Origin of the sequence: Sphingomonas sp. CV7422, assembly GCF_027945725.1 — a bacterium.
Lineage (GTDB): Bacteria > Pseudomonadota > Alphaproteobacteria > Sphingomonadales > Sphingomonadaceae > Sphingomonas > Sphingomonas kyungheensis.
Window position 1 is genome coordinate 1,119,222 of the sequence record NZ_CP115900.1, and the last position, 12,922, is coordinate 1,132,143.

General features: G+C 54.9%; 12 protein-coding genes and 1 tRNA gene. 5 read left to right on the forward strand and 8 right to left on the reverse strand.

Translation table 11 applies throughout. The annotated features are described in order from the left end of the window. Window positions 1-32: 32 nt before the first annotated feature. Together PBN85_RS05485 and PBN85_RS05490 are read left to right on the forward strand one after the other, a co-directional pair. Window positions 33-107: transfer RNA gene (locus PBN85_RS05485), tRNA-Glu, on the forward strand. A gap of 134 nt (window positions 108-241) precedes the next feature. Beyond that, on the forward strand, window positions 242-970 hold the full coding sequence (locus tag PBN85_RS05490; protein WP_271300387.1) for an HNH endonuclease: 729 nt from the start codon (window positions 242-244) through the stop codon (window positions 968-970). A gap of 73 nt (window positions 971-1,043) precedes the next feature. Here the strand turns inward: PBN85_RS05490 and PBN85_RS05495 are convergent, their stop codons facing one another. Further along, window positions 1,044-2,309 carry an AAA family ATPase gene (locus PBN85_RS05495; RefSeq protein WP_271300388.1) on the reverse strand — a complete coding sequence of 422 codons (1,266 nt, stop codon included), beginning with the start codon at window positions 2,307-2,309 and terminating at the stop codon, window positions 1,044-1,046. 1,150 nt (window positions 2,310-3,459) lie between these two features. Here PBN85_RS05495 and PBN85_RS05500 point away from each other — a divergent pair. From PBN85_RS05500 to PBN85_RS05510, 3 genes are all read left to right on the forward strand, one after another. Next, the gene (locus PBN85_RS05500; protein ID WP_271300389.1) at window positions 3,460-4,041 is read left to right on the forward strand and encodes a recombinase family protein; all 582 of its coding nucleotides are present in this window, start codon (window positions 3,460-3,462) and stop codon (window positions 4,039-4,041) included. Window positions 4,042-4,096: 55 nt separating this feature from the next. Next, complete coding sequence (locus tag PBN85_RS05505) at window positions 4,097-4,759, forward strand: hypothetical protein (RefSeq protein ID WP_271300390.1); 663 nt, start codon at window positions 4,097-4,099, stop codon at window positions 4,757-4,759. 82 nt (window positions 4,760-4,841) lie between these two features. Next, window positions 4,842-5,018: a hypothetical protein gene (locus tag PBN85_RS05510; protein WP_271300391.1), complete on the forward strand. Its 177-nt coding sequence runs from the start codon at window positions 4,842-4,844 to the stop codon at window positions 5,016-5,018. 41 nt (window positions 5,019-5,059) lie between these two features. Here PBN85_RS05510 and PBN85_RS05515 read toward each other — a convergent pair whose 3' ends face one another. From PBN85_RS05515 to PBN85_RS05545, 7 genes are all read right to left on the reverse strand, one after another. Beyond that, on the reverse strand, window positions 5,060-5,344 hold the full coding sequence (locus PBN85_RS05515) for a hypothetical protein (protein WP_271300392.1): 285 nt from the start codon (window positions 5,342-5,344) through the stop codon (window positions 5,060-5,062). Window positions 5,345-5,406: 62 nt separating this feature from the next. Continuing rightward, window positions 5,407-5,829, reverse strand: coding sequence for a TlpA disulfide reductase family protein (locus PBN85_RS05520; RefSeq protein WP_271300393.1), 423 nt, complete (start codon window positions 5,827-5,829; stop codon window positions 5,407-5,409). A gap of 237 nt (window positions 5,830-6,066) precedes the next feature. Continuing rightward, window positions 6,067-6,900, reverse strand: coding sequence for a hypothetical protein (locus PBN85_RS05525; protein WP_271300394.1), 834 nt, complete (start codon window positions 6,898-6,900; stop codon window positions 6,067-6,069). 953 nt (window positions 6,901-7,853) lie between these two features. Further along, a complete protein-coding gene (locus tag PBN85_RS05530) occupies window positions 7,854-8,879 on the reverse strand; it encodes a hypothetical protein (RefSeq protein ID WP_271300395.1) in 1,026 nt (341 codons plus the stop codon). Window positions 8,880-9,543: 664 nt separating this feature from the next. Further along, window positions 9,544-11,304: a hypothetical protein gene (locus tag PBN85_RS05535; RefSeq protein WP_271300396.1), complete on the reverse strand. Its 1,761-nt coding sequence runs from the start codon at window positions 11,302-11,304 to the stop codon at window positions 9,544-9,546. A gap of 132 nt (window positions 11,305-11,436) precedes the next feature. Then, window positions 11,437-12,315, reverse strand: a complete 879-nt coding sequence (locus tag PBN85_RS05540) for a polysaccharide deacetylase family protein (RefSeq protein WP_271300397.1) — start codon at window positions 12,313-12,315, stop codon at window positions 11,437-11,439. A 33-nt stretch (window positions 12,316-12,348) separates the two neighbouring features. Next, the gene (locus PBN85_RS05545) at window positions 12,349-12,891 is read right to left on the reverse strand and encodes a DUF2076 domain-containing protein (RefSeq protein ID WP_271300398.1); all 543 of its coding nucleotides are present in this window, start codon (window positions 12,889-12,891) and stop codon (window positions 12,349-12,351) included. Window positions 12,892-12,922: the final 31 nt, after the last annotated feature.

Below are 12,922 nucleotides of genomic sequence, written 5' to 3' on the forward strand. Positions count from 1 at the left end.
ATCGCCGACCCTCTTCTAGCAGCACCCCCGCTGGCCCCTTCGTCTAGCGGTTAGGACGCGGCCCTTTCACGGCTGAAGCACGGGTTCGATTCCCGTAGGGGTCACCACGTTAAGGATTTCAATGACTTAGCGTGGTGACCAGCAGCAAAATCTCACAGTTTTATCTCGCATTTCCGATGGACGGGTCCACGGCTCAAACGAGCCTGTCGCATGGTGATCGGTGGCGAGGTACTGTCCACGGATGGAAAAGCAGCCGCGCAACCCGGTATGGTCAAGAGACGAGCTGACCTTGGCGCTCGACCTCTACGTCAAGACAGGCGGGAATCCGACCGCGAAGGATGATGCCGCGTTAGAAGCGCTGTCGTCCGTCTTGAACAAGATGCATCGGCTAAACGGCGGCAGCGACAGCGACACGCTTCGAAATCGTAATGGCGTCTACCTTAAGGTGATGAACTTCCGCTCGTCCGATTCGACGTACCTAGAGCAAGGCAAAGTCGGTATGCAGCGCGGAAACCGCCTTGAAGGCGTGCTGTGGGCCGAATACGACGGTCGGCTAGCTGATCTTGCTACAGATGCAGATGCGATCAGACAGGCCGTCCTGGGGGCTGATGAGGCGGTACTAGCAAAGCTACCACCGGCAGAGCCTTACGAAGGTGAAGAGGGCGGCGTCATCATGCGCCTTCACAAGCGCTATGAGCGCGATCCGAAGCTGGTGAAAGAGAAGCGTAAGGCAGCGGCGGCAGCGGGATCGTTGACGTGCGAGGTATGCGGATTCGACTTCGAGGCCACGTATGGAAAGCTAGGTGCCGGGTACATCGAGGTACACCACACCAAGCCGGTACATACGCTCAAACCCGGAACTAAGACGAAGCTAGCCGACCTCGCTACCCTATGCGCCAACTGCCACCGAATGGCGCATAGGAACCGCTCGCTGATTTCCTTATCGACTCTGAGAGAATACCTTAAATAAGCATACCAAATTAGGATAGGGAAGACAGCTAATCAGCTTGCGAGACAACATTTTTAATTTATTTTGAATAACTCTAAAATAACTTTATAACGCGATTTTCTTCGTCTAACTTAAATCTAGCTCTAATAATCATTTTAAGTTTCGGAGATACGAAACGGTAGCCCTCACCCGACGGATGCCTTCGGAGAAGGGGGTTCTCGGTTTTAGTAAAGCTAGCCAAAATTTGGGGGATATTAAGGTTGATGGCATCTTCGACATCGAATCGCTCTCTCACCGATCTCTCTATGTCAATATATTTAAAGTCTTCTTTTTTATAAGTCCCGAGGCAGTACAAAACCTGATTTTTCCTTCCAACCTTTGTATCTCTCGAATTCATTAATAATTCAATTGTGCCTAGGTCAGCAGAAAGTGATTCGTGCGCCCACGCTTCTTCCGCAGCGGCCACAACCTCTTTAGAAATCGTCCCTGAATTTCGTCGCGCTTCCAGGGCAATTTTCAAACAAAGTTCTTGTATTTCTTGCGCGATACGGTCGGTTTTCCAGCAAATGTCTTTGTATAACTCGTTTTTGTTGACGGTAAATGTATAACGCAGATGCCTTTCGAACCCCTGTGCCATGATCGCAAATGCCTCATTCGGCTCCAATCTGGCAACCTCTGGTATCTCTATAAGTCTGTTTGAAATTGTATAGGCATTACTAACTCTTGAAATCATGTGCCGAATATTATTTGGTGTCCCGACGATAAGAACCTTAACGTTGTGCACGGCAATTGATTCTTCATCGGCAGATATTATTAAATTTGCAACCTCTTTGACTAGTTTTTCGTTTTCAACAACTTGTTCAAAGTTATCTAAAACGAGAACGCCTTTCTTGCCGCCATTCGTATGCGATATTTCGGCGAGAAGTCGAGAGAACGCGCTTGGACTCCAATTTTTATATTCTGTAGTCTCTTTCATTGCGATGCCGACGTTAAATGGTCGAGCGCCGCCCTCAATTTCGGTTTTTTTACTTAAGAGTTGCTGGTGGCCGATTTCCCCGAGCTTCTGCTCAAACGCGCCTTCCAAGCTGCCCACCGTATTCGCATTCGCTAAATTTACCGTCTGAAAAGACAATCCTGCCTGACTAAGAACTTTCTTAAATAGCCACGTTTTACCGTTTCCGCTTTCCCCATGGATAATGATGTACTTACGCCCGCCTAACGCATCGAGTAAGCGATGTTCCAGCCCACGACGCTCTACGTACGTTCGCTGATTAATGTCGTGTGATCTCGGCGTAAAAACCTCATTCGGGTCGTTGCTCGACTTCAAAATTCCTGCTCCATCGGTAAGCCAGCTATTCATGGGTTCTCCCCCAGGCGATTTGCCCTCGTTATGAGGGGCTTAGAGAGGAAGGCAAGCCTCTATCGCTAACGGCTCTACTTATCTTCGCTCGTAATTGGACGTACCCACTATGCCGATTCTGACACTTGCACGCTGTTCGCCCGCGCAGTGCCAGGAAATCACACTTACTGTTGCGCTTCGTGTTACAGCTTGGCATTTACGCTTTGCCGTCCGGCATAATCCGGGCTGTGAGGCGTAGGAACCTCCGAGAGAAACCAGCCGGTCACGTCTAAGTGGCCGGGTGGCATGTGCGTATGTCCAGCCGGCGACGGTAAAGGCACATGCGCCTGTGGGGTTTCTCCGGGTTCCTAACACCCGGCTCGCCGCCGGGTTTGCCTCCAACTGATTTGGGGGCATAAATGAGCAGAAAGGCGCTAATCTTCATTGCTACAGCCGTTACATTGGCGGCGTGCTCGAACGCCGGCGAGAGCGGAAGCGGTGGAAACTTAACCGGATCGGCAAAAAGCGTCGAGCTACGGCGACGTGATTTCGATTGGAAAGCCGTGCCGGAGGCTCGACCTTATCGACGCCTAATAGTCGCCGCTGCGAATGGGGTCCTCCGTTCCGATACAAACTGTATTTCGCTAGCCCCGCATGCGCTAGCCGTCGATAAAGACCTTTACAGTAAGGCGAGCCCCGTTTTTCAGCTTACCTGCGCGACGAAAGGCCCGAAGGCGCATGTGGTGCGTATCGACGTACGGGCCATTCAAGCTGCTGCTAATGCGGAAGCCCCGACTCCACTAGATCAGGCACAAGCGATGCTTCTTTGTCGTCGTGCAGTGGAAACGCGTACAACCCACCCGTTGTCCATCGAATTTGTAAGCGGCGACGCCTTCGATAACTTGGGGGAACGAAAGGCACATTTCGCGACCAGTTTCACAGCGCAAAATAGCTTCGGTGTTCGCGACCAATTCCGAGCGCACTGCTTTTTTGAAGGGGAGCGGCTGACGCGATCCCTTGTGAGGCCAGAAGTCGGCTAGCCGAGATACGTAAGTTGTAACTGATGAGCCACCCGCAATATAAATTGCACCATAGGCTCAAAAGATATAACTCCACATTTATGCACCTGGTGCGTAAATAGAGAATATCTTTTGAGCGACTCGGAGCCTCTATGTCCCGCATTGCATACTATCGCTGTTCGACCGCGGACCAGAGCGTCGAGTCACAACGTCAGGCTCTAGGTGGGACCTTCACCAAAGAGTTCACGGACGAAGGCGTGTCCGGCGCGGTGCTAGCTGCCGATCGTCCCGGCTTTGCAGCGTTGCTAGGTTACGTTCGTGAAGGCGATACAGTCTGCATATATGCAATCGACCGCCTAGGTCGGGATGCTCTTGATATTCAGACGACCATCCGCCGATTGATCGACAAAGGCGTAACGGTAGACGTTCGCGGCCTCGGCCCGATTGCCAAAGGCGTTGGTGAGTTGATCGTTGCGGTTCTGGCGCAGGTTGCGGAAATGGAACGGCAGCGAATTAGGGAAAGGTGCGATGCCGGACGTGCCGCTGCTAAAGCGGCGTTGGCACTCACCGGCAAGACTCACAGGGGTAAGGTTAGCCTTGGTCGTCCAGTCGCCCATGATCGCAGTGAGGTTCTTGCATGGCGTCGCGATAATGGAGCAAGCATCGCGAGGACCGCTGCGCAATTTGGAGTCTCTGCGGCGACCGTGAAGCGCTACTGCGTGAAATCCGAATAAGAGCGTAGGCTTGAAAAAATTCTGACTTGTGCCACCCTCCATAATGGAGGTGGCCATGGCCCTTGATAACATTCACCTGCGCAAGCTTTTGAAGATACTCTTCTTGGATCAAGCACCGAGGCGAACAGCCCTCCGTGGCGATATTAGGGAGGAAATAGCCAAAGAAGCGGGGGAAACCGCGGGCGGTGGAGACTTTTACGCTCCATTCTGGTTCGATGCTAAATCCCATGTGTTTGGCACGGCCGATCTTCATACCTGTGTCGAGGAACGAGTGGCCGCAAACGGGGGGCGTGCAAACCTCTACCCTTTGTTGCGGGATGGATTTCTTCTTTGGTGGAATGAGCGTCGCCGTTGGACCAACGAGCCATTTAGGCCGGGGCAGTCGTTGAAAACGAGTTTCCGCTTCCCTGGCCTTGCAGCGACGGTAAAAGTAGACAGCATTCTATCGGTTCGCGATGGACAGGACATAGAGCATTTTGTCTACCCATACTTTGCTCCCACACCTGCGCTGTCGGACGAGGCAGCACGATGGGGTCTTTGGCTTTTGGGACGTGCAATACCAACGGTCCAGCTAGGCGAACTGCGTATGCTGGACGTAATCAGAGGGCGGACGTTCTCGATCGATCGAAGCCCGTTGCGCGGGGACGAACAAGAGCGATTTAGGCAGCGCTATGAGCAAGTGCTGGAAGAACGTGTCGTACTCCGGCGTGATTATTGAAAGGTCGTCGGGCATTCATCAGGCTCACTGCAAAGGCGACCTGTCAGGTAAGGAATGGTACGGGTACGCGGCATCTATCGACGTGAACGAGACGAACGCCATGGGCGGCTATTCGGGTTATCAGCCGTACACGATCCTCTTCACCAACGGCAAAGCATGGAAGGCCGTGGAAGGGACTGACTTCGGCGCTTTTGGCCCTGCCAAAGGGCTGCTAGGCCTTGGTGGTGGTGCCGGCGTTTGCCGTTGGCTAGATCGTTAAGCGATGCGCTGGCGTCTTACCAAAACGCCAGCGGGAGAAGATCAATGGGACGTTTTAACTACCGTCTTGCGATCACCGTCAGAGCTTACAGACGTTTCCCTGACGATCTTACGCTTCACTGTCTTATGGCCTACCTTTACCCCTAGAATCTTCTTCGGGCGATGGGTCTTCCGCTTGCTAGACTCGGTGACCTTCGTGGTCGTCGTGGCGACGCCATTATGAACCTTGGTATCGTGGTCCACCTTTGTCTCGCGCACGGTCTGTGCCATTGCGGACGTGCCTACGGTCAACGACAAGGCGGCGATGGCGATCAAGCTGCGTTTCATGGCTTACTCCTACTGGGGAGCGGATAACCAATGGACGGGGCGCTGGTTCATCGAGCGCTGGTCTAGTCCGACAGCAGCCCCGGTATCCGTGCAAGCGCCATTGGCTTGTAGCCAACTATCATCGCTATCGGCGTTCCTGCTTTATCGAAGACGAAGGTGCGCGGAATCAGATTGCGAGTATCGTTCGTAAGGCGTGGTAAGTCGGCATAACCCATCGACACGTAATCGTGTGGCGGCATCCCGATTGACCGCAGAAAGCGAGCTAGGTCCGCTGGGGGAGCGCCATCTTCACGGACATTGAGGTAGACAAGGTTTATTTTGTCGGGGCCGAAATGGCGCCGCAATTCGACTATGTCGGGTGCTTCAAGCTGGCAGGGGCCGCACCAGCTTGCCCACAGCGAAATGACGGTCGGCAATCCCGGACGAATTAGTTGACCCAACGGGGCTTGCTGCCCGTCTGGAAGCGTGACTGGAAGCTTGCTCACCACCTTAATAGGCGGCGGCATTGGACCGGTCGTAAAGGATTGGGCTGACCAAACCCGCACCCCGATAAGCGCGAGCAGGGCCATAGCCACTAGTGGCAAAAGCCGACGCCAGCGTAAGTGCTTATGACGTTGCTCCGAGTGTCCTATCGACAATGCCATTATGGATGCCCCTACGGATTTAGTCGGACCGGAAGATCAGAATGGATAGCGTTATTTAGCGCAGAGCAGGACCACGGGCTAAAATGGGGGTGGAATCTCCCTGACGAAGCGTACGGTTTTGATTTTATCGCTAGATAGCACGATGCCGGCACTCCAAAGGCCGCCTGCGAACAATCTAACCGCCTCTGGCTTAGCGCCATTGACCTCTGCCAAATCCTTCCACTTCAAAAGGTCACTTGGCCAACTTTCGCTGTACGCGTCGATCCGGCTTATACTCGTTATTGGGAATTGAGCGAGCGCGGCGCGGCCATTCGTGATGGAAGTGGTTGCTTCTTTAGGAAAGTTGGCGTGGTCTGACGGACGCCTTGAGAGGTAAGCTCGATTAGATCGAGCGTACTCATCATCGATGCTAAGTGTCGCACCTGCGCCGTGCTTTTGCTGTAGGGCGACAAGGAAACGGATAACCTCGAAGCCGCGCTGCGCATTATCAGCCTGTGCTTCGAAGAATTCGTAGTGTTTACCTTCGCAGCTCGCAGAGGTGGTGCCATTTGTAGCCCAACGGTAAAGCTTTGTATTTGTGAGTCGAGCCGCTTGCGCCGGTGGCAGAGTGCCGTTGATCCGTGTCACTGGGTCTAATAATACGGTTGCCTGTATCTTCTCGCAGAAGCCTTTTTCGCTGGAAGGTTGAGCCGCTGTATATAGCCTTATTTCGCTTTGGATCGGGCTTTCTGGTGGGGGTGGCGGCATCATTCCTATGGGGCCAACGCTAGCTTCGACGATTGGCGGATGATTAGGCGCAAGCAAAGCATCACCCAGTTCTGCCGGTGTCATAGCCTTAGCTTGCTCTAGGGTTATAGCGGGGCCATCTTGGCGTACATCAACCGTTGCGATCATCAGCAGCAGCGTAAGCATCTAATTTCCAACCTTTGCCAATGAAGCTAACGTTTCGAGCTTGCACTTTAGGCTTATGCGCAAGCTCTACAACCTTAAAGCCTTCCGCCTCATACATCGTCCGATGCGGGGTTAAGCGACTGCGAAGTCCTAGATTAGAACCGATCCGGAGTTACCGGTGCATCGTCAGCCAAGACGGCAAAAAACCTATGTGTGAGGATACTGCCTAGGTAGGCTGATCCCTATGATCGCAATCGGATGCCTATCGCTTATTGTCCTTCCACTAATCGGGCTTGCTGTAGGCGGCTACATCGGCGGGTTGGACGCTGCGATCTGGTCCGCAGGTTTGGGGTTGGCGGTTGCCGTGCTGATCTGTGGAGTTGGAATAACCGCTTTGATCAAGTCCGGGCGTCAGTAGGCTGGCGCAAGGCTTATTTAAGCCTCGTACAGGGCCTTGGGCGTGTCGGGCTACCCACGTAGCTGCCACACCCGCTTCGGTGTCGGCTGGTGGGCGGCTGGGGCCTTAATGATGATGCTGCGCTTTGGTTAGCCGTTGGTGGGCTGACGGTTGCTGCGCTGTTGTGTGGATTGACGGCAGTGGCGCTCATGAAGGCTAAACGGCGTTAGGCTTTAAACGCCCTTAGAGGCCCCGTAGAGCGTCTTCCGCTTTCTAGGCTATCCCAGTAGCCCTTGGCCTCTTTTCCTGCTCAAGGGGCCTTCCTGGCTCGTTTTCAGCTAAATGGGGGAGTGGTTTGCCAGTAAGCATGTTTTAAAACGCGTCGCTTGCCTCTAAAGCAGAGGCGGCGACCAACCACCATTCTTAAATTGATGGCGAACCTGCCTCATAGGTTCTTCAACCCCCTTCCATCCTGCTTGTTTCCCGTATGAGAGAGAGTGGATGGGGGGGGGGGTGAAGAGAGAGGATATATAGATATTTTACATTATCTTTTTGCTGGTAATCATCAAGTCATAATCTAATTAGGATTATCAACAATCGCCTGAATGCCGGTATGCTTTAGAAATTCATCTTTAATAACATCAACGGTCATTGACGAGTCCTGAACCGACACCCTTAAGGCATCATGCATTGGCAGCGCTGGTATGTTATGAACCTCTGCCAAACGTTGTGTAGCGTCTAGCATGATCTGGCTTTCTGCCCTGAACAAGTCGGCCCATGAGTATGAACTTTCTACCCATTCCGAAACAATCGGAAAGTGAGGTAGGCACGCTTTCCTTACGGCCGTCATCGGATACCTTTTTGGTACGTCTACGTACCCCTTCTCTTCAAGCTTACTAATCGTCTCTTTCGGCCATCGCTTATGATAATTGGAGTGACCAATAGTAAGGTTGACCCAAGCCTTGATGATATCGCGGGGCAGGTCGGGGCCAGCATAGGGATCAACCGTAGCGCAGAAGGGGTGGCCGAGAAGGAAATGTAGAAGCGTAAGGAAGCAGGCTGATATATCTACCTCAATCGTCCTGTGGCCGTTGATCGTAATATGTTCGCGGTATTTTCTTTTAATGCTTTGATATGACTCATAGGCCCGGCCGCCTTTATTATATCCATGACCTGACTGATCGCCGAGATTGAAGATACGGCGCAGGGCTATGTCCAGTGTCACGCCTTCATGGTCGATAACAGATTGCTTGCCTAAATAGGCGTTGATTGACCGAATTTGGTCTGCGTGGGCTGTGACCGTGGGGCAGGCGTAGTCGACCCTCATCTTCCTACCTCGGAACACGCGGGGCCATTCCTTAGCGGTGGTTGCCCGTAGTTGGATCGGCGGAATGTCTTCCATAGCCCGTTGATAATCGAAATGGTGGAAACGGTTGGCGACTGTGATCCCCGATGCCGCCAGTTGGTGGGTAAGCCTTGGCGTGAATAGAATGCGCGTTACCGTACCTTCGCGGGTTCCCCACTCGGAATAGCCCTTTTCAAGCTTGGCAAAGCCGTGGCTGCGCATATCGGCCAACGCCTGCTTAAAGGGGCGATAGCCCACGGCACCACCAGTGAAGCTTTCGGTTTTCAGAGGCCGGAAGCAAGCGCGGGGTGGAGCGTACGATGCCGCCCTTAGGAGTTCCGCAACCATAGCACCTAGAGCAAGGTGATACTCTGAATTGGGGGTGGTGCAGGGTATCTTTGACTCGATCATCGAGGCTGCGAGCGTGGCGATAAACGCTTTCGCCGCAGCGCTTCTTGGGCGTGACGTTAAGTACATGCGGGCGGTGGGTTGATCCCGGTCAAGCGGGCTGTGGTCCGTTGCCGCTACAAGGGTCAGTGACGGGATGGGTGGGTTTATTACAAGTTGCATATTGGCTCCAAAAAACCGGCGGGATTGCCGGCGGAGCCATGCTAGATGACAGGAAAATATGGGGCGGCAACAGCTAGTGAATTGATTAGGAACACATTTGTTTAAGAAACTATAAGCTATATTTATGAATTTGCTTAAAGCTAATGTTAAGTAGAATGCTTATGACGCGCCTACTTAACAAAATTCTTTGTCATATTTGTTAGCCACCTATCTTGAAAGCGGTCAACCCACCGGTTGGTGCGGCTGGTTTGTCGCAGATGCGCATGTAGAACGGCGATCCTCACAGGGCGGCAGTTGCAATTCAGGCGTTTTGGTGAGTAAAAGACCAAACTGCGTTAAAGTTCACGCTTATCTAATTTGGTAAAGGGGGCGCAACAGGTAGATTTAGGCCCTGAAAGTTACAATTCCTCATCACGGGGTAAGTCTCTTCGATAGTTACCTCGCCTATATACCGCTCGTTTAACTCGCTTTGCTTGTGGCCGACCACTTCATCATAGATCAGCGAGGGTACGTTTGGCCACTTACCGACCATGGCTTTGAATGATCCTCGGAATGAATGAAAAGTAACGTCGCTACGAGCGCCGCTAAGCATATTGGCGCCTAACGTCTTCGGTATGACGTGACGATTGAAGGCGCGCACAACGCCGTAATTAGACCACGCAGGATCATCGCTTTCTGTAGCACCTTTCCGCTTAGGCGCTGTCCACTTTGGGAATAATCGGTCATTTTTGCCATCGTTGATGCTGACCACATATTCCGCGAAGCCCATGTTGAGCAAAGCATCTAAGATAGGTACGCTGCGAGCGCGTCGGCTTTTCGTGCGGCGGTATTCGTTGTCCCGTACGATAAAGTGCGGATGCGGGTCATCTAATCGAACCTCGCTTAACTTCATCCCACCTAGCTCACCCGCTCGGCAGCCGGTGAACAAAGCGACGATTGGAACCCAAAAGTGTTCCCCGCGAAGGCGATGACTGCCGGGTTTGTAAGGTTTGGTTTCTGACTCGCAGCCTGTAAACCAAGGATGCGCAAAGATCGAGTTTAGCTCACTAATGCGAAAACGCCGCTTGTCTGGCATAATAGCTTTGTCGACTGGTCGAACGTGACCGGCGAATCGTATATTAGAGAAGGGGTTTTCCCCGGAAAAAATCTCTCTATCGCGGGCAAAATTCACCGATGAACCAAGTAGCCGACAACGCTTTCTTATGCTCTGCTCGGAAAGAGGGCGAACTACGCTTCCGGCTGTTTTCCCGCCTACCGTCTGATTAGACAGATACTCAATAAAGTCATAAACGTCTTCACGACGAATTGCTGCAAGTGTCTTGCGTCCGACGACCTGCTCAAACTGACCCAGAGCTAAATTAATTTCGCTCAAGGCCTTGGCCGGAAGCTTTCGTACTTCGATGTACCGTCGGACAGCGTCCGCAAGCGTTATAGTATCTGCTATACTAGATGATGGCGAAATGTCATCAAGACGAGGCGCTACGTCCCCTGTCGAAAGTGCAGCAATGCGACGATAGCCTCGTTCCATGCCGCTTCTGACTGCACCGATGATCGCGCCGCGATTTTCACTACCGGCAGGTGCGAAATAGCCAATCTCGTCAATCAGCAGATTCGCCTCGGATGCAGGCCGTAAGAAGGCGCTGTCGTTTCCGTCACTACGGCTTCTTACCGCGTCTCTGATCTGGTCAGCGTCCATTTCAAGATCGCTTTCCATGCGTTCAAGATCGGCCGCCGCGATTGGACATACGTTCGCTCTTCGGTGGAGTCGTTCGAACGGTCCGGCGGTGAGCATTTCGTACCGGTCGGCTATGGCGGTAAGGTCTTGATCCGTTAGTGTACGTCGCGGGTCTTCGCGGTTCGGCTTTGGACGCACCTCAATGCCGCACTTGCGACCCAGCAACGCCTCAAATTGTGCGTCGACCGCCCCGTATGCCAAAACGGCTTCGTCTCGCTTTTTCGTCCGCAATGACCTGCGGAATAAGGCTTGGCCTTTGAACGTCTCTTGGAATCTCTTCGTGTCGCGCTGAATGGCGATGGGGATACGACGTTCATATTGAAACACACCGTCTCGGTTTCGGATATATGGCAATGATGCTGTCATATTCTCGTTCATGATCGAGGTGCTGTCCCGCACCAAAGTCTCACAATAAATGACAGCCTTGCATGGGGGCGCAACCCTTAGTGACGCGACTTCTTACGGGTGTGTCTTGGTGAGATTTCCCGTAGGGGTCACCAGCACTTCCCCTTACACCGCCACCCCCGTGGCCGCGACATGCGCGGCGATGTCGCCCGCGGTCGTCCACCAGATGCGCGGATCGTCCGCGGCGCGCAATTCGGTCAGCACCTTCGCCAGCGGCGGGACGCGGTGCGCCTGTCCCATGATATAGGGATGCAGCGCGATGCCGAGGACGAGCGGCCGGCGGTCGCATTCGGAAAGCAGTTGCTCGACCGCGGCGCGAATCATCGCGGCGAAGGTATCGGCTTCCTGATGGCGCTGGATGATCGAGGGGATGTCGTTGATCTCCTGCGAATAGGGGATCGACAGCAGCGGCCCGTCGCTGGTCGCCAGCCGCGTCGGCTGGTCGTCGTGCGCCCAGTCGAGCACGTAGCGATAGCCCGCTGCGGCGAGCAGGTCGGGGGTATGCTCGCTCTCCGAGATCCACGGGCCGAGCCAGCCGGTCGGCGTGGTGCCGAGCGCGGCGAGGCGGTCGGTGACGTCGGCGATCATCTTGCGCTCGGCATGGCGCGACAGCTTGCCCTGCGCCTGCGCGTTGCTGCCGCCGTGCGCGGCGATCTCGTCGCCGCGGTCGCGGCAGGCCTCGGCGAGGCCGGGGCAGCGGTCGAGCACCGCGCTGTTGAGCAATGCGGTGGTGCGCAGCTGCAAACGGTCGAACAGGTCGAACAACCGCCATGCGCCGACGCGATTGCCGTAATCGCGCCACGCGTAGTTCATCACGTCGGGCTGGGTCTGCGACGGCGCGAGTTCGGCGCCGAGGCCGCCGCCGAAGTCGAACACCTCATAATTGACGCCGAGGTAGATCGCGAGGCGGCGGCCGTCCGGCCAGTCGTAATCGGGCCGGTCGATGATCGGGCGATAGGCGTAGCGGTCGTGATGCTTGGACATGGACGCGCAACGCACGACCGGCCGGACCGGCCCCTACCAGTCGCCGCGATCGTCGTAATCGTTGTCGCCGTCGTCGCCGTAATTGTTGATGACGACATTCTCCTCGGGCGCGAGGAAGCCCTGGCCGCCGCCGTGGTGGCCGCCGAACAGGTCGGACAGGCCGCTGAACAGCATCTCGCCGCCGGCGACGCCCGCCGCGGTGGTGCCGGCGGCGCGCAGGAAGCTGCCGAGCCCGCCGCCGCCAGACAGGATGCCGGGCCGCGCCTCGGGCGCGGGCGGGGCATAGTTGGTCTGGGCGAAGGCGGGCGACGCGCCCCACGGCCCCTGCTCGGGCAGGAACCGGTTCGCGGCGGGCTGCGGCGCGAGCTGCCGCTCCAGCTCGGCGATCCGCGCCTGCGCCGCGTGCAGCGACTGGTCGGCGACGATCGCATGCTGGACGAGCACATAGGCAGCGTCCGGATTGGCGGCGAGCGCCTGGCGGATCATCGCGTCCGCCTCGGCATCCTTGGCGATGCCGCGCGCCGCGCCGAGGTCGGTGAGGAATTGGGAGAGGAGGGTGCGTTCGTCCGGTGTCATCTCTGATCCCCTGGATAGGTCGCCGCGGGAG

What these genes read in the sequence shown, in the direction of transcription:
- PBN85_RS05490 (WP_271300387.1), top strand. Translation starts at nt 242, where the DNA reads ATGGAAAAGCAGCCGCGCAACCCGGTATGGTCAAGAGACGAGCTGACC.
- PBN85_RS05495 (WP_271300388.1), bottom strand. Translation starts at nt 2,309, where the DNA reads ATGAATAGCTGGCTTACCGATGGAGCAGGAATTTTGAAGTCGAGCAAC.
- PBN85_RS05500 (WP_271300389.1), top strand. Translation starts at nt 3,460, where the DNA reads ATGTCCCGCATTGCATACTATCGCTGTTCGACCGCGGACCAGAGCGTC.
- PBN85_RS05505 (WP_271300390.1), top strand. Translation starts at nt 4,097, where the DNA reads ATGGCCCTTGATAACATTCACCTGCGCAAGCTTTTGAAGATACTCTTC.
- PBN85_RS05515 (WP_271300392.1), bottom strand. Translation starts at nt 5,344, where the DNA reads ATGAAACGCAGCTTGATCGCCATCGCCGCCTTGTCGTTGACCGTAGGC.
- PBN85_RS05525 (WP_271300394.1), bottom strand. Translation starts at nt 6,900, where the DNA reads ATGCTTACGCTGCTGCTGATGATCGCAACGGTTGATGTACGCCAAGAT.
- PBN85_RS05535 (WP_271300396.1), bottom strand. Translation starts at nt 11,304, where the DNA reads ATGAACGAGAATATGACAGCATCATTGCCATATATCCGAAACCGAGAC.
- PBN85_RS05540 (WP_271300397.1), bottom strand. Translation starts at nt 12,315, where the DNA reads ATGTCCAAGCATCACGACCGCTACGCCTATCGCCCGATCATCGACCGG.
- PBN85_RS05545 (WP_271300398.1), bottom strand. Translation starts at nt 12,891, where the DNA reads ATGACACCGGACGAACGCACCCTCCTCTCCCAATTCCTCACCGACCTC.